The 21,714-nt window shown below is 62.6% G+C and carries 20 protein-coding genes; 9 read left to right on the top strand and 11 right to left on the bottom strand.

All coding sequences use genetic code 11. The features are described 5' to 3' along the window. Positions 1-22: 22 nt before the first annotated feature. Positions 23-925, top strand: coding sequence for a LysR family transcriptional regulator (locus AC1RRC_RS12865; protein ID WP_493055863.1), 903 nt, complete (start codon positions 23-25; stop codon positions 923-925). Between the two features lie 112 nt (positions 926-1,037). Next, positions 1,038-2,303 carry a cyanate transporter gene (locus tag AC1RRC_RS12860; protein ID WP_493055862.1) on the top strand — a complete coding sequence of 422 codons (1,266 nt, stop codon included), beginning with the start codon at positions 1,038-1,040 and terminating at the stop codon, positions 2,301-2,303. Positions 2,304-2,367: 64 nt separating this feature from the next. Here AC1RRC_RS12860 and AC1RRC_RS12855 read toward each other — a convergent pair whose 3' ends face one another. After that, positions 2,368-3,228 (bottom strand): alpha/beta fold hydrolase, encoded by an 861-nt coding sequence (locus AC1RRC_RS12855; RefSeq protein ID WP_493055861.1) that lies wholly within the window; start codon positions 3,226-3,228, stop codon positions 2,368-2,370. A gap of 98 nt (positions 3,229-3,326) precedes the next feature. Here AC1RRC_RS12855 and AC1RRC_RS12850 point away from each other — a divergent pair, with 98 nt between their 5' ends. Beyond that, positions 3,327-4,178, top strand: coding sequence for a LysR family transcriptional regulator (locus tag AC1RRC_RS12850; protein ID WP_493055860.1), 852 nt, complete (start codon positions 3,327-3,329; stop codon positions 4,176-4,178). Between the two features lie 18 nt (positions 4,179-4,196). On the opposite strand, the gene AC1RRC_RS12845 is transcribed toward AC1RRC_RS12850, so the two are convergent. Together AC1RRC_RS12845 and AC1RRC_RS12840 are read right to left on the bottom strand one after the other, a co-directional pair. After that, complete coding sequence (locus AC1RRC_RS12845; RefSeq protein ID WP_493055859.1) at positions 4,197-4,952, bottom strand: dienelactone hydrolase family protein; 756 nt, start codon at positions 4,950-4,952, stop codon at positions 4,197-4,199. Further along, the gene (locus tag AC1RRC_RS12840) at positions 4,949-5,641 is read right to left on the bottom strand and encodes a TetR/AcrR family transcriptional regulator (RefSeq protein WP_493055998.1); all 693 of its coding nucleotides are present in this window, start codon (positions 5,639-5,641) and stop codon (positions 4,949-4,951) included. The genes AC1RRC_RS12845 and AC1RRC_RS12840 overlap by 4 nt, the downstream gene beginning before the upstream one ends. Before the next feature lie 80 nt (positions 5,642-5,721). Here AC1RRC_RS12840 and AC1RRC_RS12835 point away from each other — a divergent pair, with 80 nt between their 5' ends. Next, the gene (locus AC1RRC_RS12835; protein ID WP_493055858.1) at positions 5,722-6,387 is read left to right on the top strand and encodes an O-methyltransferase; all 666 of its coding nucleotides are present in this window, start codon (positions 5,722-5,724) and stop codon (positions 6,385-6,387) included. Between the two features lie 16 nt (positions 6,388-6,403). Here the strand turns inward: AC1RRC_RS12835 and AC1RRC_RS12830 are convergent, their stop codons facing one another. Further along, the gene (locus AC1RRC_RS12830) at positions 6,404-6,871 is read right to left on the bottom strand and encodes a MarR family winged helix-turn-helix transcriptional regulator (RefSeq protein WP_493055857.1); all 468 of its coding nucleotides are present in this window, start codon (positions 6,869-6,871) and stop codon (positions 6,404-6,406) included. Positions 6,872-7,000: 129 nt separating this feature from the next. Between AC1RRC_RS12830 and AC1RRC_RS12825 the strand changes: the two genes are divergently transcribed. The 3 genes from AC1RRC_RS12825 (at position 7,001) to AC1RRC_RS12815 (ending at position 11,499) form a co-directional block, all read left to right on the top strand. Further along, positions 7,001-7,993 carry an alpha/beta fold hydrolase gene (locus tag AC1RRC_RS12825; protein ID WP_493055856.1) on the top strand — a complete coding sequence of 331 codons (993 nt, stop codon included), beginning with the start codon at positions 7,001-7,003 and terminating at the stop codon, positions 7,991-7,993. A gap of 163 nt (positions 7,994-8,156) precedes the next feature. Next, on the top strand, positions 8,157-9,035 hold the full coding sequence (locus AC1RRC_RS12820) for a PhzF family phenazine biosynthesis protein (RefSeq protein ID WP_493055855.1): 879 nt from the start codon (positions 8,157-8,159) through the stop codon (positions 9,033-9,035). Between the two features lie 163 nt (positions 9,036-9,198). Beyond that, positions 9,199-11,499 carry a glycogen debranching protein gene (locus AC1RRC_RS12815; RefSeq protein ID WP_493055854.1) on the top strand — a complete coding sequence of 767 codons (2,301 nt, stop codon included), beginning with the start codon at positions 9,199-9,201 and terminating at the stop codon, positions 11,497-11,499. An 86-nt stretch (positions 11,500-11,585) separates the two neighbouring features. On the opposite strand, the gene AC1RRC_RS12810 is transcribed toward AC1RRC_RS12815, so the two are convergent. From AC1RRC_RS12810 to AC1RRC_RS12795, 4 genes are all read right to left on the bottom strand, one after another. After that, positions 11,586-12,386, bottom strand: coding sequence for a hypothetical protein (locus tag AC1RRC_RS12810; RefSeq protein WP_493055853.1), 801 nt, complete (start codon positions 12,384-12,386; stop codon positions 11,586-11,588). Continuing rightward, on the bottom strand, positions 12,386-12,940 hold the full coding sequence (locus AC1RRC_RS12805) for a hypothetical protein (protein ID WP_493055852.1): 555 nt from the start codon (positions 12,938-12,940) through the stop codon (positions 12,386-12,388). The genes AC1RRC_RS12810 and AC1RRC_RS12805 overlap by 1 nt, the downstream gene beginning before the upstream one ends. A gap of 275 nt (positions 12,941-13,215) precedes the next feature. Beyond that, a complete protein-coding gene (locus tag AC1RRC_RS12800; RefSeq protein ID WP_493055851.1) occupies positions 13,216-15,315 on the bottom strand; it encodes a PQQ-dependent sugar dehydrogenase in 2,100 nt (699 codons plus the stop codon). A 215-nt stretch (positions 15,316-15,530) separates the two neighbouring features. Next, entirely contained in the window at positions 15,531-16,913 is a 1,383-nt protein-coding gene (locus AC1RRC_RS12795) for an aminotransferase-like domain-containing protein (protein ID WP_493055997.1), read from the bottom strand. 141 nt (positions 16,914-17,054) lie between these two features. Between AC1RRC_RS12795 and AC1RRC_RS12790 the strand changes: the two genes are divergently transcribed. Next, positions 17,055-17,195: a hypothetical protein gene (locus AC1RRC_RS12790; protein WP_493055850.1), complete on the top strand. Its 141-nt coding sequence runs from the start codon at positions 17,055-17,057 to the stop codon at positions 17,193-17,195. 28 nt (positions 17,196-17,223) lie between these two features. On the opposite strand, the gene AC1RRC_RS12785 is transcribed toward AC1RRC_RS12790, so the two are convergent. The 3 genes from AC1RRC_RS12785 to glmS all read right to left on the bottom strand — a co-directional run bounded on the left by AC1RRC_RS12785 (position 17,224) and on the right by glmS (position 21,067). Next, positions 17,224-18,591, bottom strand: a complete 1,368-nt coding sequence (locus AC1RRC_RS12785) for a serine hydrolase (RefSeq protein WP_493055849.1) — start codon at positions 18,589-18,591, stop codon at positions 17,224-17,226. Positions 18,592-18,743: 152 nt separating this feature from the next. Continuing rightward, entirely contained in the window at positions 18,744-19,106 is a 363-nt protein-coding gene (locus tag AC1RRC_RS12780; protein ID WP_493055848.1) for an antibiotic biosynthesis monooxygenase family protein, read from the bottom strand. 131 nt (positions 19,107-19,237) lie between these two features. After that, positions 19,238-21,067, bottom strand: a complete 1,830-nt coding sequence (glmS, locus tag AC1RRC_RS12775; RefSeq protein WP_493055847.1) for a glutamine--fructose-6-phosphate transaminase (isomerizing) — start codon at positions 21,065-21,067, stop codon at positions 19,238-19,240. Positions 21,068-21,215: 148 nt separating this feature from the next. Here glmS and AC1RRC_RS12770 point away from each other — a divergent pair, with 148 nt between their 5' ends. Beyond that, positions 21,216-21,683 carry an Lrp/AsnC family transcriptional regulator gene (locus AC1RRC_RS12770; RefSeq protein WP_493055846.1) on the top strand — a complete coding sequence of 156 codons (468 nt, stop codon included), beginning with the start codon at positions 21,216-21,218 and terminating at the stop codon, positions 21,681-21,683. The last annotated feature ends 31 nt before the right edge of the window (positions 21,684-21,714 follow it).

The following is a 21,714-nucleotide window of genomic DNA, read 5'->3' as shown; positions in this document are numbered from 1 at the left end:
AGCCTTCTCGTATGGAGAAACCATGCATTTCGATTTGATTGACTTGCGCTTGCTGGCCGCGATTGCCGATGCGGGCAGCCTCAGCAAGGCGGCGGCGTCGTTCCCGATTGCGCTGTCCGCCGCCAGCAACCGCCTGCGCCATTTCGAAGAGCGCTGCGGGTTGATCCTGTTCCAGCGCCATGCGGATGGCATGGACCTGACGCCGGCGGGAAAACTGGTGCTGGACCATGCGCGCCATGTGCTACACAGCGTGGAAAACCTGAAAGACACGGTGCGCGACCTGACCGGCCAGCGCCGCATCACCTTGCGGCTGGCCGGCACCACGGTGGCCAACAGCACGTTTTTGCCGGCCGCATTGGGCCCGTTCCTGGGCGATTACCCTGAAGTGGATTTGCAACTGGTGGAACAGAACAGCGCCGAGGTGCTGCAATCGGTGCAATCCGGGCTGGCCGATATCGGCGTCCTCGATGGCAACCTGGCGACCCACAATGTCACCTCGCTGCCCTTCCGGCACGACAAGCTGGTGCTGCTGGTGCCCGCCAGCCATCCGCTGGCGCACGGCCGCGCGGTGCAATTGAAGGATGCGCTGGACTACCCGTTCGTGTGCCTGCCACCGGAGCGGGCCATGCAGCGCTTTATTGAAGAGATGGCGATGCAAAGCGCGCGGCCGCTGAAAATCCGCGTGCGCGCCCCCAGCTTCTCCGCCATCGCGCAACTGGTGGCGGAAAACGCGGGCATCGCCATGCTGCCGGAAGTGGCCGCGTCCCGCTATGTGCACGACCTCGCCGTCACCACGGTGGCGCTGGAAAACGCGTGGGCCACGCGCGAACTGCGCATCTGCATCCGCGCATGGGACACCCTGTCCACCCATGCGCGGCAACTGGTGAATTACCTGTCGGACGCCTCGGGCAAGCACGACCGTTAAGGCCGGTGCGCCTTGCCCATGCGTTGTGGCCGCATACTGGTTATCAGGATCGCGCCACCCACACTGGCGTGCCTTGTGGCTATATTCAAGCGGCGTCCAGAAAGGAATGCCCATGACACACCACAGCCGCCTGCGTGCAGCACCTGAAGCGGACCATCCCGCCACCACAGCCACCACCCCCGCCATACCCGCCGCCGTGCTGCTGGCGGCCATTGCCCTGGTGGCGCTGAACCTGCGGCCTTTTATTACCGGCATTGGGCCGCTGGCGCGCGATATCGGCGCCCAGACCGGCCTCGATCTGAAAGGCTTGTCGCTGCTGACCCTGGTGCCGATGCTGCTGATGGGCGTATGCGCTTTCGCCGGCCCCTTCTTGCAGGCGCGCATCGGCGCGCGGCGCGCCATCCTCGGCGCGTTGGTCCTGCTGGTGCTGGGTTCATTGCTGCGGCTGTTTACGGCAACGGGCTGGCAACTGGTCGGCACGGCGGCGTTGCTGGGGCTCGGCGTGGCCGTGGTGCAGGCGGTCTTGCCCGGCATCATCAAACGGCAATTCCCGCGGCATGTCGGCGTCGTCATGGGCCTGTATTCGGCGATGCTGATGGTGGGCGGCGCGCTCGGCGCGCAACTGGCGCCGCTGGCCGCCATTGAGGGCGGCGACTGGCACATCGGGCTGGCCTGGATGGCGTTGCCGGCCGCGCTGGCCCTGGCGCTGGCCGGCGTCAGCCTGCCGCGCGACACCGCCGTCCCACCGGGCCAACTGGCCATCATGGCTTACTTGCGCAAGCCACGCGTGTGGCTGCTGATGATTTGCTTCGGCCTGATGAATGGCGGTTTTTCCACTGTGGTGGCGTGGCTGGCGCCGTTTTACCGGGAACATGGCTGGAGCGCGGCGGCCAGCGGCGGCCTGTTTGCCGTGATGTCGGCATGCCAGGCCGGTTCCGCGCTGCTGCTGCCGATCCTCGCTCGCAAGCATCAAGACCGGCGGCCCTGGCTGTGGCTCACGCTGGCGTTCCAGGCGGCCGGCTATGCCGCGCTGGCGTTCATTCCCGACGTCGCGCCGGTGGCGTGGGTGCTGCTGCTGGGCGCGGGATTGGGCGGCTGCTTTTCCCTGTCCCTGATCGTGGCGCTCGATCACTTGCCGGATCCGGCGCAGGCCGGCGCCTTGTCCGCGCTGATGCAGGGCGGGGGGTTCTTGATGGCGTCACTGCCGCCGTGGATCGTGGCGGGGCTGCGCGACGCCACGGGCGGGTTTGCGGTGGGCTGGGCGCTGCATCTGGGTTGCGTAGCAGTGGTGGCGGTGCTGTATTGGCGAATAAGTCCTTCCAGCTATGCAACCACGTTGAAAATGACCGGGCAACCTGGCATCGCCAAATTAAGTTGAATTATGGATTAGCAATAATTATGGCTAATCCATAATTCGGACTAATTCCGGCAGCAGGGCAGGACTATGCCACCTGCTTGTCCACAAACGCCTGGATCAACCGGTTGAACGCCGCCGGGTTGGTCACGTTCATGCCATGCGACGCGCCGGCAATGGTGTGCTTTTCCGCCTGCGGGATCCACTGCACCAGCTGGTCCACGTTGTCGCGGTACATGCGCGGGCTCTTTTCTCCGCCGATCAGCAAGGTCCGGCATTGCACTTCACCGGCCGCGGCACGGGTATAGGCGGGCAGCGGATCGCGGAACTGCTTCGGCAGGGTGGCCGCGTTGTTGATGGCCATGGTGCGGAAGCTGGTGGAACTCTTGCTCCAGATACCGGGCATGCTGACCGAGTCGACGAACATTTCCAGTCCGGCTTCAATCTCGCCAGCCTCGATCAATTCAGCCGCCTTGGCGCGCACGGCCAGGGTCGCCGCCGGCAAGACCGCTTCCGGCATGCCGTCGATTTGCAGCGGGCCGCCCGGATCCGCCAGGGTCAGGGTTTTCACCAGGTTCGGGTATTGGCGCGCCAGTTGGAACGCCACGCAGCCGCCGCGAGAGTGGCCCACCAGGTGCACCGGTCCGACGTTCATGGCCGTGATGAACTCGGCCAGTTCATCCACGTGCGCCTGCCAGCTGAATTCGCTGTGGGTGCGGGCATCGTCCGCCGGCCAGTAATGGCTGAGGCTGGTGGAAACGCAGAAATAATGTTTGGACAGCACATTGACCTGGCTGTTCCAGTAGCGGTAGTCGCACAGGGAGCCATGCACGAAAAACAGCGGCTCGCCGGCGCCGGACGCCACGTATGGCACGCGCATGCCGGACAACAGCGTGGCGAAGTACAACTCGGGGGATGCGAAGATCGATGGGTTGGTACGTGCGTTCATCAGTGTGGCCTCCTTTCCAATACTATGCCCGACGTGTTAGCCTAAGAAAATCGCATAATATTGATTGCATCAATCAGTTTTTCTGATACTGAAACGCTATGAAAGCACTCGATCTTGACGTTTTGACCATGCTGGTCGCCGTGGCGGACACCGGCAATATCACGCGCGCCGCGGAAGTCGTGCACCGTACGCAATCGGCCGTGAGCATGCAAATCAAGACGCTGGAAACCGCGCTCGGCAAGCCGCTGTTCGTGCGCAAGCCGCGCAGCGTCACCCTGACGCAGGATGGCGAAGTGCTGCTGACGTACGCGCGGCGCATGCTGGCGCTGCGCGACGAAGCCTGGGCCGCCGTGGTGCGGCCGGACATCACCGGCCGCGTGGTGATTGGCGTGCCCGACGACTATGCCTATTCGCTGCTGCCATCGATCCTCAAGAAATTTTCCGCGACCTACCCGAAGGTGCAAATCCAGGTGGTGGGCCTGCCCAGCGTGGCGCTGGCGCCGATGGTCAAGGATGGCTCGGTCGACCTGGTCTGCGCCACGCGCGTCAAAGGCCTGTCCGGCGAGTTCATCCGCTTTGAACCGATGGTGTGGGCCGCGACACCGAGCGCCAAGGATATCTGGCGTGAGCGGCCATTGCCGATCGCGGTGTTCCTGCCGGGCAGCGTGGCGCGTGAAAATGCGATCCGCAGCCTGGAGCGGGCCAAAATTCCCTATCGCACCTCGTATGAAAGCCCCAGCCTGATGGGGCTGCTGAGCATGGTCGAAGCGGGGCTGGCCGTGGCGCCGCTGGCGCGCTGCGCGGTGCCCGCGCACCTCAGCGTCCTTGGCCAGGCGCAGGGCTTGCCGGAGATTGACGCGCTGGAAGTGATCCTGGCGCGCAGCAGTAAATCCAAGCGGCCGCCGTGCGATTTCCTGGCCGAGAAGATCATGTCGGAGTTGCGGCGCTAGTTGCGGCGCCCCGGCGTTTCACGGCATCTGGTCGCGCATGAATTCGACCACCCGCTTGCGGGCGTCGATGGCCGCTTCACTGCTTTCGCTGAAATCGAAGCCATGCTCCGCGCCGGGATACACCACCATCCCGCGCGCCGCGCCCAGCGAGCGTACCTTCTCATACACTGCCTCGCCGTACGCCAATGGCACCGCCGTGTCGTTACTGCCGTGCAGCAGCAGCGTTGGCGGCAACGCCGTGATGTCCGCGTTCAATTCATCGGCACGCGGCAACCGCGCGTAAATCACCACCAAGGCCTGGATGTCCGGGTTGTCCGCGGCGCTGGCGATGGCCAGGCGGCCGCCCTGTGAAAAGCCGATCAGCGCCACGCGGCCATCGGAGCGCTGTTGCGACTTGACCTGCTGCGCCACCGCACGGACCTTGCCGGTCCATGCTTTGAAGCGCGCCACATAGGCCGGTTTTTGATCGAGCGTGCCGGCATCGAGCGAGCGCCGGTCGCTATCGTCGTAATACTTCACGAAGTACACATCGATTCCCTGCGCGTTGAGCGCATGCGCATAACGCTTGAAGGCCGGCATGCACTCTTCGACGCAGCGGTAGCCATGGACCAGGATCGCTGATGCATGTTTTGCGTCCCCTGCGCCGGGAAAGAACAGCGTGTTGCCACCGGGCGTGGCCGCTTCCGGTACCTCCGCACGGGCAGTCGTGCCGGCATGGACGGTGAGCAGTAGGGCGGCCAGCATGGCCAGGGCTTTTCTTGCGGACAGACTCATGATTTTCCTGTTTTGGTTGGGCGTTTGGTATTGGTGGCGCAGGGCTTGTGTGGCGACGTGCGGGCAGCCAGTTGCGACAGATAGGCGCACAGCATATCGGCCATGGCGTCCGCATAGGCCGTGATGTCCTGGTCCGTGCGCGGCGTTTCCGAAAACTGGTGGCCGACCGCGCTCAGTGTCGTCATCACCAAATCACCCGCCATCGCGCGCGTGGCGTCTGTGGCATCGGGCAGCACCTCTTGCATAAAGGCGTGGAACAGGCGATCGCATGACGCCCTGGCTTCCACTGCTTCCGGCGCGTCGCGGTAAAAAGGCGCCGCATCGCTGAGCGCCGTGCGCACGGCCGCCTCCTCGCATTCCGAGCGCACGAAGCTGTGCACCAATACGCGCAACCGTTGCAGCGGCGGCGTCCCCAGGTCTTGCAGGATGCCGGCCAACATGGCCGAGGTTTGCCGCCATTCGTCGCTTTGCAAGCGGAACAGGATCGACGCCTTGTTGGGAAAGTACTGGTACACCGAGCCGACGCTGACGCCGGCGCGTTCCGCCACCCGCGTGGTGGTGAAGCGGTGTGCGCCTTCTTTGGCCAAAACCTGAATAGCCGCCTGCAAAATCGCGCTGACGAGGTCATTGGAGCGCGCTTGTTTCGGCTTCCTGCGCGAGGAAATACGGGCATCGGGACGATCGGTCATGGCGGGGGCGGGCAACGCGAATATGAAATGTGAAGGATTCTTCATATTATTACCGCTCTGACTTCACAAAGGAATCCCCCATGAACACCCTGATGTCTTCCCCCGTTGCGCCCCTGCTGGAACGCCTGTTTGCCGAAGCCGACAGCGTGGAAGTACCGGCCATGACGGCGTTCGCCGCCCTGCCGGTCGCCGAACGCGGCCGCATGTTGAGCAGCAAGACCGAATACCGCGAAATCTATGCGCAACTGAAGGAAGCCGCGATCCCCGTGTCGCGCCAGACCGGCACGCTGCTGTACATGCTGGCGCGCAGCACCCAGGCCCGCGTGATCGTCGAGTTCGGCACCTCGTTCGGCATCTCGACACTGCACCTGGCCGCGGCGCTGCGTGACAATGGCGGCGGCCAGTTGATCACCACGGAATTTGAACCATCGAAGGCGCGGCGCGCCCGCGACAACCTGGCGGAGGGCGGCTTGCTGGACCTGGTGGACATCCGGGAAGGCGACGCGCTGGAAACCTTGCGCACCGGCTTGCCGGAACAGATCGACATGCTGCTGCTCGATGGCGCCAAGGGACTGTATTGGGACATCCTGCGCCTGCTCGAGCACCGGCTGCGTCCCGGCGCCCTGGTCATTGCCGACAATGCCGATTACTGCCCGGAGTATGTGGCGCTGGTGCGCGCACCGGACGGCGGCTACCTGTCGCTGCCGTTTGACGGCGATGTGGAGCTGTCGATGAAGGGCAACTGATACCTGGCTTGGCGGGTCACGACGCCGGGTCCGCCGCGTTGATCAGGTTGGTGCGCAGTTTGACCACCGCCTTTTGCAAGATCCGGAATTCATCGGGCGCCAGGCCCGCTGCTTTGGCCGTGATCTCCCGGTAATCAAATCCTTTTTCACGCAGCGCGCGCCCGGCGTCGGTCAGCGACACGCGCACGCTGCGTTCGTCTTCCGTGTCGCGCTCGCGGCGCACATAGCCCATCGCTTCCAGGCGCTTGAGCATCGGTGTCAGCGTGCTCGGCTCCAGGAACAGTTTTTCACTCAGCCCTTTGACCGTCTGCCGGTCCTCTTCCCACAAGCAAATGATGGTGACGTATTGCGGGTACGTCAGGCCGAGCTGCTCGAGCACCGGCTTGTAGACCCGCGAATACGCCAGGTTGGTCGAGTAGATGGCGAAGCACATGAAATCGCCCAACCTGGCGATGTTCTTGCGTGCGTTTTTGTCGTTGCTCATTGGATAGCCCCTAAATTAATTATCGCGATAATGATTATCGTACTTGAAAAGCGCTGAGACCTCGGATATATTTACCTCAACAATCATTATCACGATAAGTAATTTCACCCAACCAGACCGGAGTACACCATGAACATCCGCAACGTCCGCGCCCATCTTCTTGCAGCAGCAGTGGCAGCCGCCGCACAATTCGCCCTGCCTGGGCTGGCACAAGCTCAGGCGCAGACCTTTGCGGCGGTCAAGCAGGTCGACGCGGGCGTGCTCAACATCGGCTACGTGGATGAGGGCCCGGCCAACGGTCCGATCGTGATCCTGCTGCACGGCTGGCCATACGACATCCACAGCTACATCGACGTGGTGCCGCTGCTGACCAAGGCCGGCTACCGCGTGATCGTGCCGCACCTGCGCGGCTACGGCAGCACGCGCTTCCTCGACGCCAACACGCTGCGCAACGGCGAGCCGGCGGCGCTGGCCACCGACGTGATTGCGCTGATGGATGCGCTGAAGATCGGCCAGGCCACCCTGGCCGGCTATGACTGGGGGGCGCGCACGGCGGGCATCGTCGCGGCGCTGTGGCCGGAACGGGTCAAGGGACTGGTCTCGGTCAGCGGCTACCTGATCGGCAGCCAGGAAGCGGGCAAGCAGCCGCTGCCGCCGAGCGCCGAGCTGCAATGGTGGTACCAGTTCTACTTCGCCACCGAGCGCGGCCAGGCCGGCTATGAAAAGAACCGCCACGCCTTCGCCAAGCTGATCTGGCAAACCGCCTCGCCGCAATGGCGCTTCGACGACGCCACGTTCGACCGCAGCGCCGCCGCGCTGGACAACCCGGACCACGTGGCCATCACGGTCCACAACTACCGCTGGCGCCTGGGCCTGGCGGCCGGCGAAGCCAAATATGCCGGCCTGGAAAACCGCCTCGCCCAGTTCCCCGCGATCACGGTGCCCACCATCACGATGGAAGCCGATGCCAACGGCGCGCCACACCCCGCACCGGCGTCGTACGCCAAGCGCTTTACCGGCAAGTACCAGCATCGACAGTTACCGGGTGCAATCGGCCACAACTTGCCGCAGGAGGCGCCGCGCGCGTTTGCCGAGGCGGTGATTGGCGTGGGCCGTCTCTGACACGGCACCGCCAATACAGTACGCCCCAGCCCACCGATACTGTACTGGCCGCCAATTGCAAAATTGTTACGGGGACGGTGTTACCCTTGCAGCTAGACTAGTTCCAGCCCGGGCAGCCACGCTGCCCGGAAACCGCTTTTCCCACCATCCGCACAAGGCCAGCATGACACGCGTACCGTTCAAGACCGTCGACGTTTTCACCTCCACTCCTTTCAAGGGCAACCCGGTCGCGGTGGTGCTCGATGCCAGGGACCTTTCCACCAGCCAGATGCAGCAGATCGCCAGCTGGACCAACCTGTCGGAAACCACGTTCATCGTGCCGGTCACGGCGGAAGGGGCCGACTACCACGTGCGTATTTTCACGCCGGGCGCGGAACTGCCGTTTGCCGGCCATCCGACGATCGGCACGGCGCATGCGCTGCTGGAAGCCGGCATGATTGAAGCGAAAAACGGCAAGCTGGTGCAGCAATGCACGGCCGGGTTGATCCAGCTGCGGGTGGAGCAGGCGGACGACGGCAAACGCTGGATCTCGTTCGACCTGCCGGAACAACAGTACACCGCGCTCGATGGCGGCCAGGTCGGCGAGCTCGAAGCGATACTTGGCACGCCGCTGGACCCGCGGCGGCCTCCGCTCCTGGTCGATGTCGGCACCCGCTGGGTGGTGGCGCAACTGCCCTCCGCGCAGGCGGTGCTCGACAACCAGCCGGATTTACAGCGCATGAAAGTGCAAGACAGCAAAGGCAGGCATACGGGCGTCATCATCTTCGGCCCGCACCCCGCCGGCGCCCCGGCAAAAATCGAAGTGCGCGCGTTCGCTCCGGCCCACGGGATCAGTGAAGACCCCGTGTGCGGCAGCGGCAACGGCAGCATCGCCGCCTACATCCGCCACACCGGGCAGACCTCCAGCTTTGGCCATGACTTCCTGGCGACCCAGGGCGCCGTGGTGGGACGGGCAGGGGTGTTGCGGCTGTCGATTTCCGACGAGACCATCCGGGTTGGCGGGACGGCCATTACCTGTGTCGATGGTGCGTTGTCGTTATAAGGCGGATCAAACTATTGGCAGTAGCACACGTACCTCATTGTCATGGACGATGTGTAGTAGTACTACAACCACTTCAAGCAAGCAAGTTGACCTGAATCTCACACAAGCGCAGAATCATTGCGCTACCTAGGTAGCTAAATTACATAATAACTAGGAGATTTCGATGCAACTTCGCCGTGCCCTTGGAGTGGCGATGCTTGGCTGCGCCCTGTTGGGCAGCCCTGTCGTCCATGCAGCCATCAATCCCAACAATCTCGGCGCCGCGTACGACGCCACCAAATCCAGCATCAACTTCAAGATTTATTCCAGCCGCGCCACCCGCATCGAGCTGTACCTGTACAACGCGGCGACCGGCCAGCAGGAAAAAGCGAAGCTGGCGATGACCCTGGGCACGGGCGGCATCTGGAGCCTGAATGTCACCAGCGCCCAGCTGGCCAGCTATGGCATCACCGGCGCGGTGTATTACGGCTACCGCGCGTGGGGCCCGAACTGGCGCTACGGCGTGGGCTGGAGCAAGGGGTCGTCGATCGGATTCCTCAGCGATGTCGACGCCAACGGCAACCGGTTCAACCCGAACAAATTGCTGACCGATCCGTATGCGCTGGAAATCAGCCATGATCCGACCACCGCCACCATGACCAACGGCACCATCTATGCCAGCGGCCCGCTGTACCGCAACATCGACAACGGCGCCAGCGCGCCGAAGGGTGTCGTGCTGCCAGGCGATACCCAGTCGGTTGGCGCCAAGCCGACCCGCGCTTTCAAGGACGATATCGTCTATGAAGCCCATGTGCGCGGCCTGACCAAAAATGACACCGGCATCACGGCCGCCTACCGTGGCACCTACAAGGGCGCCGGCCTGAAAGCGTCCTACCTGGCCAGCCTGGGCGTGACGGCGATTGAATTCCTGCCCTTGCAGGAAACCCAGAACGACACCAACGACAACGATCCCAACTCGACCACGGGCGACAATTACTGGGGTTATATGACGCTGGGCTATTTTGCGCCCGACCGCCGCTACAGCTACGACAAGACGCCCGGCGGCCCGACCCGCGAATTCAAGGAAATGGTGAAGGCCTTCCACGACAATGGCATCAAGGTCTATGTCGACGTGGTGTACAACCATACGGGCGAGGGCGGCCAGTGGAACGCCGGCGACAACAACACCTACAACATCCTCGGCATGCGCGGCCTGGACAACCCCACCTATTACTCGTTGACCGGCGACTACCAGAATTCCTGGGACAACACCGGCGTGGGCGGCAACTACAATACCCGCAACCCGGTGGCGCAAAACCTGATCGTCGATTCCCTGGCCTACTGGCGCGACAAGCTGGGGGTCGATGGCTTCCGCTATGACCTCGCTTCCGTGCTGGGCAACACGTGCCAGCATGGCTGCTTCAACTTCGACAAAATGGACAGCGGCAATGCGCTGAACCGCATCATGGCCGAACTGCCGGCGCGCGCGGCGGGCGGCGGCAGCGGTGTCGACCACATCGCCGAGCCGTGGGCCATCGGCGGCAATTCCTACCAGGTGGGCGGTTTCCCCACCGGCTGGGCCGAGTGGAACGGCCTCTACCGCGACGCGATCCGCCAGGACCAGAACAAGCTGGGCTCGGCCACCGTGACCCCGGGCACCCTGGCCACGCGCTTTGCCGGCTCGTCCGACCTGTATGGCGACGATGGCCGCAAGCCCTGGCACTCGGTCAACTTCATCACGGCCCACGATGGCTTCACGCTGAAGGACCTCTACAGCTGCAACAGCAAAAACAATAGCCAGGCCTGGCCTTACGGCCCCAGCGATGGCGGCGACGATAACAACAATAGCTGGGACCAGGGCAACGTGGCGGCCGACCAGCGCAAGGCGGCGCGCAACGGCATGGCCTTGCTGTTGCTGTCCGGCGGCGTGCCGATGATGGTGGGTGGCGACGAATACCTGCGCAGCATCAACTGCAACAACAATCCGTATAACCTCGATTCCAGCGCCAACTGGCTGAACTGGAGCTGGACCACCGACCAGAGCAATTTCCAGGCCTTCACCAAGGGGCTGGTGGCCTTCCGCAAGGCGCACCCGTCGCTGCGTCCCGCCAACTTCTATGCGGGATCGGATGGCAACGGCAACGTGATGGAACAGCTGCGCTGGTTCAAGCCGGACGGCGCGGTGGCGGACGGCGCCTACTTCAATGACGGTAATAACCACGCGCTTGCCTGGCGCATCGATGGCAGCGAATTCGGCGACAGCGCTTCCGCCATCTATGTCGCCTACAACGGCTGGAGTGGCAACGTGAACTTCACGCTGCCGTGGCCGGGCAATGGCAAGAGCTGGTACCGGGTCACCGACACGTGCGGCTGGGCGGAGGGCGCGGGCCAAGTGCGTGCGCCGGGGGCGGAAGACGCCATCGGCGGGGAAAACACGGTGTATGGGGTGTGCGGACGGGGCTTGCTGCTGTTGATCGCGAAGTGATTGCGCCAGGCGGCGCGGCTATTTTTCCCTTGCAGCACTGGGAGTTTTTGCCGCGCCGCCGCCAACATGGTTGGCCCATCCTTCGGTTAGCTGCAGGCCACCGGCTCCTTGCGCGGCACATGCATCAGACTGCCGCGCAGGGTGCGCAAGACAAAGCTGTCGCAGGTTTCACGCAACAGTTCGGCGCGCTCGACCTTTTCTTTCTGTCCTTCCATGTAGCGTACGGTCTTTTGCTTCGTCTCGGCTTGTTTGCCGGCCTGCATGTCGGCCAGCGCCACTTCGATCGACGTCGCAAGCAAGCTTGCGCTGGCTTCCTTGAGCGCCTTGCCTTCGGCCTCGGTCCAATACACGGGAACGCTCTGGACCGGTGCCGCCGGCAATACCACCCGCACGCTTTGGCGATATGGCGCGGGTGCGCCGGGCAGGCGGATTTCCAGCGTGTTATCCAGCACCAGGGCGCTTTGATCCTGGGTCATGACAAAGACCGGCGCACTGTCGATCTCCACCGGCGCGTTCTGTTGCGGCAGCCGCTGTAAGGTGGCCGCGTGCAATTCAGTAGGCTTAAAGCTGTCGAGTACGCTTTGATAGGGGACCAACACCCGGTCCGCCACCAGGCGCTGTTCTTCCTCAGCTTTGCTCATCGCCGCGCTGTTGAGCGCCGCATGGGTGGCCACGGCAGCCAATAAACCGACCAGGCCCGGCGCCGGGTACATCATCGACCCGGCTTTGCCTTCCTGGTCGGCGCTGATGGCGCCGGCAAAGGCAACCTTGGGCAACGGCGGCAGCGACAGCTTGACGCCGGCCGCTTCGGCAGCCTGCGGCGCGGGCATGGCCGCCAGCGCCGCCAGGGCCAGCACAAGCCGGCCCGACAATTGATTGGCCTTCATTAGTTGGCCAGCGGCTGGGTGATGTCGTCCTTTGCTTGCTCAATCGCCTGGTAGTAGGCATTGGTCAAACCTGGGAACTTGGGTGGTTCATCCCATTTCTCGGAACCCTTCACCACGTTCAACGGCGCAAACCACTCATAGCTGTTGTCCTTCAGGTTGACCATGAAGCTGGTGCCGGTGATCTTGGCCTGGGGATTGCTGGTCGGGACATAGGCGGAGTAGGTGCGCGAAAAGCCGATTTCGCTGAGCTGGATGACCAGCAGTTTGTCGGCCTTGAATTGCTCGCGCAGGGCAGTGAAATCCTTGGATGCGACGTTGGGGCCGCCTTTACCGCCAGGCAACTTGGCCATGTCGAGGGGTTCCGCGATCACGCTGACCGTGGCGCCTTTCTTGCGCAGGGCGGCCGCCACCTGCTCTTTCAAGTTGGGCAAGTCTTCATGGCCCAGGGTCTTGGTGTGACTGGTCAGGCTACTGTTGGCAACCGATGCCGCAGCCATGCACAACAAGCAACCAGCGCCGGGGAAGTTGGTATCGACCACAGGCAGCGTTGTCATCACGACCGCGACGCGGTTCTCAGGTCCAACGACCGATTTCGCCGAAAATGGCACCGGCGTCTGAGGCGCGGACGCACAGCCAGTGAGCAGGGCTGCAGAAGCAAGCAAGGCGGTAAAGGAGAGTTTCATTGATTGGGGTTCCCTTGGAGTTATATGTCTGCAAAATATTTCGCAGCGCCACAGAAAATTTCCGGCGGGGAATTGTAACAACGATTATTAATTTGTCAAGTGACAGACTGGCAAAACGGCCCTGCACGAGGACAAGCAGCAAGCGTCTACGGCTTCAATATGATCTTCAAGATCTGGGTATTCGTATTGTTCGGCACACTGTCCTTGTCCCCTGCGGCGTCGCTGGTCGTCATCCATAAATTCCCGTCGATCGTGGGTTCCACGGTCCGTATGCGGCCATAGGCGCCGACAAAGAATTGCCGCACGTTGACCAGGCTGGCGCCACTGATGTCGCTGCGATACAACCGCTTGCCGGACAAACAGCCCACATACAAAGCATTGCCGACGATGGCGATGCCGCTGCACGATGCCTCCGTATTGCGGTAGGTCATTTTCGGCGCCACGTAGCCCGCGGTTGCACAGCCGGCGCCGGCCCGTGAAATGACGCCTTCGCAATTGGGCCAGCCGTAGTTGCCGCCTTTAACGATCAAGTTGGTTTCGTCCTGCGAATCGCCAAATTCCTGTGCCCACAAACGGCCGCTGGCGTCGAACGCCAGGCCCTGGGGATTGCGGTGGCCGTAACTCCAGACATAGTTCCCGAACGGGTTATCGGCCGGCGGCGTGCCGTCCGGATTCAGCCGCAAGATCTTGCCGGAAAGGCGTTGAAGGTCTTGCGCAAACGGACCGTTTTGCCCGTCTCCCGTCGCCGCGTACAGCTTGCCGTCCGGGCCGAAACGGAGGCGCCCGCCATTGTGGAATTTGTTGCGCGGGATGCCCTTCAACAATACCTCCAGCGATGCCATGTCGAGCCTCCCGTTCACATAGCGAAGGCGCACGATGCGGTTGTCGGTCGGGCTGGTGTGATGGACGTACAGCCAGGAATCCTGGTCCGGGAACCCGGCGGGAATGGCGATGCCCAGCAAGCCACCTTCGCCATCGGTGCCCTGGACGTTGGGAATGATGCCCAGCGACGTTTTGGTTCCGGTAGCCGGATCCAGCCGCATGATGTCTTGCGCGTCGCGCCGGGTGTACAGCACGGTACCGTCCGGCAAGGCGGCCAGCCCCCATGGGATATCCGTCTCGACCGCCACCTGGACCGCCGAGCAAATGACATCGGTGCAGCTTTTTCCTGAGGTTAAGGACAAGGCGGGCCCGCGCGGCGAGACGTTGCCTTGCGCATCGCGGGCCGCGACGGTGTACTGGTAAGTGGTCTCGGCGGCGAGGCCGGTGTCGATATAGCCGAGCGTGCTGGTGGTAGTGATTTTCGTGCTGTTGCGATAGACGTCGTAACCCGTGACGCCCACGTTGTCGCTGGACGCGTCCCATGCCAGGGTCGCCGTGGTCCCGGCCACGGTTCCGCGCAAGCCAGCCGGCACCGAAGGAGCCTGGGCGTCCACCTCGCACTGCGGTACCTTGAGCTGAAGCGTCGCGCTGGCCTGCGAAACATTGCCGGCGCCATCGCGCGCATTGACGTACAAGCCCCAGTTGGCGCCCGGCGTGAGCGTGAGCGGGGCACTCAGCGTACTGGCATTGACCGTCCCCAAGGCCTGGCCATCGCGATAGATGTCGTAATAGGCGACACCGACATTGTCGGTGGCGGCCTTCCACGACAGCGTGGCGGAGCGGCACGCCAGAGCACTGATGGCCAGCCCGCCCGGCGGCGTTGGCGCCTGCGTGTCGTTGCCTGAAGGCGGCAACGCCTTGAACGACCATTGCTGGTGCGCCAGGCCCCGGCACGGCCACATATCGACGCCGGTGCCGTTCGCCGTGCGGCCCCCCACCACGGTCAGGCACAGTCCGGATTGCGCACTGACAATGGCCTTGTCCGGCCTGATCGTCCATTTTTGATTGGCGCCGCCGTGGCAGGGATAGGATTGCACGATGGCCTGGGGCAGGGTGCTGGCCGCCTTGACGTCCAGGCAGCGGGCGCCATCGAAGGTGCGCAGTTCGCCTGCGGCGGTATATTCCCACTGCTGGTTGATCCTGCCGTGGCAGTCAAAAATGATCGCGGGGGTAGCGGGCGCCTGGCTGCCCGCGAAGATGTCCAGGCAGCGTTGCGAAGGGACGCCTACCAGCAGTTGAGGCGGGGCCGCGGCGGAAGTGGACGGCATGGCGCACACGGCAAGGCCGACGATCACATGCATCACTGCGAAACGGCGTGGCTGTAGGCTTGCCCGCAAATCTTCGATGAAGGGGATTGGATTCATCACACTAACATCCTCACGAAAGGTGTGATGCAGGTAAGCCGCAATGGGCTACGGCCGCGTCACATGGGAGACCGCTGAGGTGGCAGGCTGTCGATAGCCTTGAAGATGGTGGCAGGTTAGCACTCTCAAAACCGGCCGCGTGTGTTTTTTCAACGGTGCGCCAGCCTCAAGGGGGATTAGATGCCGCCAGCCAATATGCGACCGCATCGAGCGGCTTACACCACCGCGGCGCTGAACGACTCGGGCCGCCGCGCAAGCAGATGAGACAGCCGTTGAAGACTTGCCTGTAAGCGTCCACGGTCCTTGATGCCACCCAACGAGATCCGAATGGCATTCACGGTTCCGCTGCCGGTTGCGAATGCCTCCGCCGGCGTCACTGCGATGCCCTCGCGGCCGGCTGCACGCGCAAGCTGCGAGGAGTTCCAATACGCCGGCAACTCGAGCCATACATGCAAGCCGTCTCCGGCGCCGCTGTACCGCCCCGCCAGGATATCCCGGGCCATCCGGTGGCGCAGGCGCGCCTCGCTGCGCACGCCTTCCATCAATCCGTCAGCCGAACCGTCGAGTATCCACTGCGTGGCCAGTGCCGCCGTCAGCGGAGCGGCCATCAGCGCAAAGGATCGTAGCGCGGCCAGGAAACGGTCGCGTTCCTGCGGGTCGCGTATCAGCACGAACGCGACACGCAAGCCCGGCGTCAGGCATTTCGACAGGGTCGAGATGTAGTACACCTGTTCCGGGGCAAACGTGGCGACAGGTGGCGGCGGTGCCTCGGCAAGGAGCCAGTAGGGATCGTCCTCGACGATGCGTACACTGCGGCGCTTCGCGATGCTGGCGAGCTCCTTGCGCCGGCGTTCCGGCATGGTGATGGCGGTCGGGTTCTGTAATGTCGGATTGAGGTAGACCAGCCCAGGCTTGTGCTGGCGGCACGCTTGTTCAAGCATCCCTGGCACCATCCCGTGCTGGTCCGCTTCCACCGCAATGACGTGCCGGCCGAATTGGGCCGCTGCGGCGCGCAAGCCGGGATAAGCCATTGGCTCTGCCAGGATGACATCGCCAGGCTCCGTCAGCGCGAGGATCAATGCGGCAATTGCCGCCTGCGCCCCCGGACAGACAACCACCTGCCGGGGCGCCAGATGGCCAAACATCGGTTCGAGCCATTTGGCGCCAGCCTTGCGGTCGGAGTCGCTTCCCCCGGCCAAGTGGTAAGTCATCAGCAATTCATTATCTGCCCTCATCAGGACTTGAGACAAACCCTGTTTCAACATGTCGTCGAAGTCCACGCCTTCCGGCGGTGGCGGGGTATTCATGCTCAGGTCGAGGATCGCGGTCAATTCGACTTTCGGCGCCGCGACATATGTGCCTCGCGCGCCACGGCCCTCCAACAGATTGCGGCGCCTGGCTTCGTCGTATGCGCGCGTGATCGTCGTCAGGTCGACGTCCAGCCGGGCTGCCAGCTGGCGCTGCGGAGGCAGACGGTCACCCGGTTTCAGCGATCCGTCCGCCACCGCCGCCTGCAACGCATCGGCAATCTGCAAAAAACGCGGCCCTTTGTTCCCGGCCAATCGCGGCAACCAGATTGGCACACTGTCATCCTGCATGGTTTTCAACTGGGACAATTTTGTCTCAATGTATGGAAATTGCTTTCAAGTAGTATGCCCGAACATGCAGCGACACCCTCCTTGCATGGCAGTCGCTCCTCACGAGAGATCGTGTCAAACAATCACCTGGAAAGACTCAACATGATGGATTGGATCCCGATAGTCTTCGTTACGTTCAAGCTTCTCGTGTTCGGCACGGGGATGTTCTTCGCCATCAAGTGGCATTACGACAGAGAGAAGCAGGAGAGGGAAAAGAAGAGGGCGGTTCATTTGGAAGGCTGAACGACGCATGCACCGCCACTTCCCTCGCTTAATCCGCGATGCGCTCGGCCACCTGCTCGCCAGTGGTCTGCTGCATCAACAGGCTGGTTACTTTGCCGCCGGCGTCGCGCCGGAACTCAACGCTATTCATGGTTCCCTCCATGAAGAAGCTGGCCGATGCATACGGCTTCAGGTCCGTCGCCGAACGGCCTTCGCGCTGCCAGGTCAGGATGGCCCCTTTGCGGCGCACCGTACGTGTGCTGTTATCGGCCAGCTTATACGTGCCGGCGAAGGCATCGAGCGCCTCCGGCGCCAGAGCGATGACTTTCCGCTCAGGGAATGGATCGCCAATGGCAATGGCTGCGGCATGCTGCGCCACCACTTCTGAATTGAGCAAAGCGCGTTCGCCATTGCTCAACACCGCGACAAAAACTTTATCGTCCGGCAGGCGAATCACGTGGCCATTAAAGCCGGGGATGTCGCCGCCGTGCGCTATTTCCCGGTGCCCGCGCAGCTTGCCAATGGTCCAGCCGAAACCATAATTGCATGCCGCAGCACCAGGCAGCGTGCATGGCGTGAAAGCCTGCTTCCAGCTTTCCGCCGTCAGCAGCTTGCCGGCGCTAATGGCGGCATCCCACCGCGCCAGATCGTCAACGGTGGAAACCAGCGCACCTGCCGCGTAGGGCAATGACATGCTGATTGGATCGGCCGCGCTATAGTCCGAGAAAAAGCCGCCGCGATAGCCTGGAATGCGGCGCTTCGCGCTGCGCTCCGCGCCTTCGTAGGCCGTATCCAACATACCTAACGGCTCAAAGATGTTCCGTGCAATAAAATCGGCATAGCGCATGCCGGACGCTCTCTCGATCACTGCGCCAAGCAGGAAGTAGCCGGAGTTGCTGTAGGCCCAGCGTTCGCCCGGTGCGTAGTCCAGCGGTTCATTCTTGAAGAAGTCGATCATTTGCGCGACGCTCATGTCCTTGCCCGCCACCGACCAGAATGAACGCATGGCCGTGTAATTGTGGATGCCGGACTTGTGCTGCAGCAGCTGGTGTATGGTGATGGACTTGCCTTTGGTCGGATAATCCGGCACGAACCGCGTGATGTCGTCCTGCAGCGAAAGCTTGCCTTGCTCCGCCAACATCAGGATTGCCGCTGCGGTGAACTGCTTGGTGATCGAGCCCAGCCGCAACTGCATATCCGCGTGCAGCGGAACCTTTTTATCGACGTCGGCCAGCCCATAGGCTTTGCGGAAGACCGTCTCGCCATCCCGCATCACAATGACGGCGGCGCCGGGGGCGCCGGACTTGAACATGGGCGCCAACTTGGCATCCAGCAGCCCCTCCAGGGAAGTAGTGTTTGCATGTGCGAAGCAGGCCTGCAGCAACAGCGCCGCGGCAACGATGGGGCGTAAGGACATTCATGGGCTCCTGAAAAAGTTGGCATATCTTAACTTGCCAAGCATCAGAAAAGACTCACCAAATTCCACCCACGCCGGGCCGCCGGCGGTTAACACTCGGTTACCGATTGGCGCCGGCATCGCAATTGAGTTAAACGGGGGAGGTAACGCAGTTATTGCGCCGGGAAACAATGCGGAATCGGAGACACCTCGTCTTTACGATCAGTACCATGAGCTGACGATATCAACAGGTCGGCAACGACGTCACCCCGAAGTGGGCCATCTACAAGTTCAGCGAATTCACGCATTTGATTTCGCAGCTCGGCCATGCGTGCGGTAGGCTCGGGCTGTGTAGCCCAGACGAGTTCGGACGGCCATTGGGCATACGCAAAATAGTGGCCGTCGGCGCACCGATGCAGACGCGACCCCAGACCGCCTTGCTTGTCGCGTATAAGTTCGGTTAGTTCCAGCCAGGCGTGCTCAAAGTCTGGCTCACGGCCAGAGGCTACTTTCCATCTAAAGTAAATTGCGTGCATCACATTTTGTCGGGTTGTGGCCGGTCTCTGCTGCGATAGTCACCTCTGGCATCGCAACTGTGCCCATGTGGCCATTCTTGGCACACATGGGCTGCTAAGGCCGGTAAAAATTCCCAAAAACGCCGTGCCGTTTACTCCACCGTCACCGACTTCGCCAGGTTACGCGGCTTGTCCACGTCGGTCCCGCGCGCCAGCGCCGAGTGATACGCTAGCAACTGCAGCGACACCACGTGCAGGATCGGCGACAGTTGGCCATAGTGTTCCGGCATCCGGATCACGTGCAGGCCGTCGCCGGAGACGATGCGCGAATCGACGTCGGCGAACACGAACAGTTGGCCGCCACGGGCGCGCACTTCCTGCATGTTGGATTTGAGCTTTTCCAGCAGCGCGTCGTTCGGGGCGATCGTCACCACCGGCATTTCTTCCGTCACCAGCGCCAGCGGGCCGTGCTTCAGTTCACCGGCCGGATACGCTTCGGCGTGGATGTACGAAATTTCTTTCAGCTTCAGCGCGCCTTCCAGCGCGATCGGGTAGTGCAAGCCGCGGCCCAGGAACAGGGCGTTTTCCTTGCGGGCGAATTCTTCTGCCCAGGCGATGATTTGCGGCTCCAGCGCCAGCACGGCCGAGACCGATGCCGGCAGGTGGCGCAGCGCTTTCATGTGCGCGGATTCTTCCGCGTCGCTCAGGCGGCCATTGACTTGCGCCAGGGTCATCGTCAGCAGGAACAGGCCGACCAGCTGGGTGGTGAAGGCCTTGGTCGACGCCACGCCCACTTCCACACCGGCGCGCGTGATGTACGCCAGTTTGCACTCGCGCACCATGGCGCTGGTCGACACGTTGCAGATGGTCAGCGTGTGTTCCATGCCCAGCGAACGCGCGTGTTTCAGCGCCGCCAGCGTGTCGGCGGTTTCACCGGATTGCGAAATCGTCACCACCAGGGTTTTCGGGTGCGGCACCGAATCGCGGTAGCGGTATTCGGACGCGATTTCCACGTTGACCGGCAGCTTGGCGATCGACTCGATCCAGTACTTGGCCGTCAGGCCGGCGTAGTAGCTGGTGCCGCAGGCCAGCACCAGCACGCGGTCGATGTCCTTGAACACCTGGTACGCGCCGTCGCCGAACAGTTCCGGCATGACGCCGGTCACGCCATCGAGCGTGTCGCCGATGACGCGCGGCTGTTCGAAGATTTCCTTTTGCATATAGTGGCGGTACGGGCCCAGTTCCGCCGCGCCGGTGTGGGCGTGCACGGTTTTGACTTCGCGCTCGACCGGCTTGCCGTCGACGTCGACGATCCACACGCGGCCCAGTTGCAGGTCGACCACGTCGCCTTCTTCCAGGTAAATGATCTGGTCGGTGGTGCCGGCCAGCGCCATCGCGTCGGACGCGACAAAGTTTTCACCATTGCCCAGGCCGACGATCAGCGGCGACCCCTGGCGCGCGGCCACCACGCGGTGCGGTTCTTCGCGGCAGAACACGGCAATCGCATACGCGCCATGCAGGCGCTTGACGGCCTGCTGCACGGTTTCGTACAGATCGCCCTGGTACATGTGATCAACCAGGTGGGCAATGACTTCGGTGTCGGTCTGGCTCTGGAACACATAGCCGAGGTCTTGCAATTCCTTGCGCAGCTCGTCGTGGTTTTCAATGATGCCGTTGTGGACCAGCGCGATGCGCGCGTTGTCCGAGGTCGGCGAGAAGTGCGGGTGGGCGTTGTGCGACGCCGGGGCGCCGTGCGTGGCCCAGCGCGTGTGGGCGATGCCGGTGAAGCCGCTCAGGCCGGTTTCTTCGACTTGCTTGCCCAGGTCCGCCACGCGCGAGGTCGAGCGCGAACGCTGCAACTTGCCATCGACATGCAGCGCCACGCCGCACGAATCGTAGCCGCGGTATTCCAGGCGCTTCAAACCTTCAACCAGGATAGGGGTGATGTTACGTTGCGCTACTGCGCCGACGATGCCGCACATAGGGTGTCCTTGAATGGATGAGTTATTTAATAACAGCCAGTGTAGAGTAGTGGTTGTGAAATATGCTTTCCAAATTCAATCGTGCATGAAATTTTATTTCAACACTGTATAGTGTAGAAATTAAATTTCATAAATATGAAAGATATGAATGAATATTCCAACACTCGATGACATTGACCGCCGTATCCTCAACCTCTTGCAAGACAATGCCGCGCTGACCAATGCGGAACTGGCGCAACTGGTCCACGTGTCCGCTCCGACCTGCCTGCGCCGCGTCAAGCATTTGACGGAGACCGGGGTCATCGCGCGCCAGGTGGCGCTGCTGGCACCGGACAAGGTGGGCGCCGGCCTGACCGCCATTGTGGAAATCACGCTCGACGTGCAAGCCGCCGAGCGCATGGACGAGTTCGAGCAGCACGTGGCGGGCGAAGCGGCGGTGCTGCAATGCTACCGCGTGTCGCCGGGGCCGGATTTCGTGCTGGTGCTGCAGGTGGCGGACATGCCCGCCTACCACGCGCTGGCGCACCGCCTGTTCGCCACCCGCACCAATGTGCGCAATGTGAAAACCTACTTTTCCACCTTCCGCAGCAAGTTTGAAACGCGTATTGCCGTGTGAGTTGTCCACTGCGGGAGCACAGTTATTCAAG

It is taken from the genome of Pseudoduganella sp. GW821-FHT12E03, assembly GCF_058807115.1.
Note: the sequence above shows the minus strand (reverse complement) of the source record. Positions and strands in the feature narration are given on the sequence as shown.

What these genes read in the sequence shown, in the direction of transcription:
- AC1RRC_RS12865 (WP_493055863.1), top strand. Translation starts at nt 23, where the DNA reads ATGCATTTCGATTTGATTGACTTGCGCTTGCTGGCCGCGATTGCCGAT.
- AC1RRC_RS12860 (WP_493055862.1), top strand. Translation starts at nt 1,038, where the DNA reads ATGACACACCACAGCCGCCTGCGTGCAGCACCTGAAGCGGACCATCCC.
- AC1RRC_RS12855 (WP_493055861.1), bottom strand. Translation starts at nt 3,228, where the DNA reads ATGAACGCACGTACCAACCCATCGATCTTCGCATCCCCCGAGTTGTAC.
- AC1RRC_RS12850 (WP_493055860.1), top strand. Translation starts at nt 3,327, where the DNA reads ATGAAAGCACTCGATCTTGACGTTTTGACCATGCTGGTCGCCGTGGCG.
- AC1RRC_RS12845 (WP_493055859.1), bottom strand. Translation starts at nt 4,952, where the DNA reads ATGAGTCTGTCCGCAAGAAAAGCCCTGGCCATGCTGGCCGCCCTACTG.
- AC1RRC_RS12840 (WP_493055998.1), bottom strand. Translation starts at nt 5,641, where the DNA reads ATGACCGATCGTCCCGATGCCCGTATTTCCTCGCGCAGGAAGCCGAAA.
- AC1RRC_RS12835 (WP_493055858.1), top strand. Translation starts at nt 5,722, where the DNA reads ATGAACACCCTGATGTCTTCCCCCGTTGCGCCCCTGCTGGAACGCCTG.
- AC1RRC_RS12830 (WP_493055857.1), bottom strand. Translation starts at nt 6,871, where the DNA reads ATGAGCAACGACAAAAACGCACGCAAGAACATCGCCAGGTTGGGCGAT.
- AC1RRC_RS12825 (WP_493055856.1), top strand. Translation starts at nt 7,001, where the DNA reads ATGAACATCCGCAACGTCCGCGCCCATCTTCTTGCAGCAGCAGTGGCA.
- AC1RRC_RS12820 (WP_493055855.1), top strand. Translation starts at nt 8,157, where the DNA reads ATGACACGCGTACCGTTCAAGACCGTCGACGTTTTCACCTCCACTCCT.
- AC1RRC_RS12815 (WP_493055854.1), top strand. Translation starts at nt 9,199, where the DNA reads ATGCAACTTCGCCGTGCCCTTGGAGTGGCGATGCTTGGCTGCGCCCTG.
- AC1RRC_RS12810 (WP_493055853.1), bottom strand. Translation starts at nt 12,386, where the DNA reads ATGAAGGCCAATCAATTGTCGGGCCGGCTTGTGCTGGCCCTGGCGGCG.
- AC1RRC_RS12805 (WP_493055852.1), bottom strand. Translation starts at nt 12,940, where the DNA reads ATGACAACGCTGCCTGTGGTCGATACCAACTTCCCCGGCGCTGGTTGC.
- AC1RRC_RS12800 (WP_493055851.1), bottom strand. Translation starts at nt 15,315, where the DNA reads ATGAATCCAATCCCCTTCATCGAAGATTTGCGGGCAAGCCTACAGCCA.
- AC1RRC_RS12795 (WP_493055997.1), bottom strand. Translation starts at nt 16,913, where the DNA reads ATGCAGGATGACAGTGTGCCAATCTGGTTGCCGCGATTGGCCGGGAAC.
- AC1RRC_RS12790 (WP_493055850.1), top strand. Translation starts at nt 17,055, where the DNA reads ATGATGGATTGGATCCCGATAGTCTTCGTTACGTTCAAGCTTCTCGTG.
- AC1RRC_RS12785 (WP_493055849.1), bottom strand. Translation starts at nt 18,591, where the DNA reads ATGTCCTTACGCCCCATCGTTGCCGCGGCGCTGTTGCTGCAGGCCTGC.
- AC1RRC_RS12780 (WP_493055848.1), bottom strand. Translation starts at nt 19,106, where the DNA reads ATGCACGCAATTTACTTTAGATGGAAAGTAGCCTCTGGCCGTGAGCCA.
- glmS (WP_493055847.1), bottom strand. Translation starts at nt 21,067, where the DNA reads ATGTGCGGCATCGTCGGCGCAGTAGCGCAACGTAACATCACCCCTATC.
- AC1RRC_RS12770 (WP_493055846.1), top strand. Translation starts at nt 21,216, where the DNA reads ATGAATATTCCAACACTCGATGACATTGACCGCCGTATCCTCAACCTC.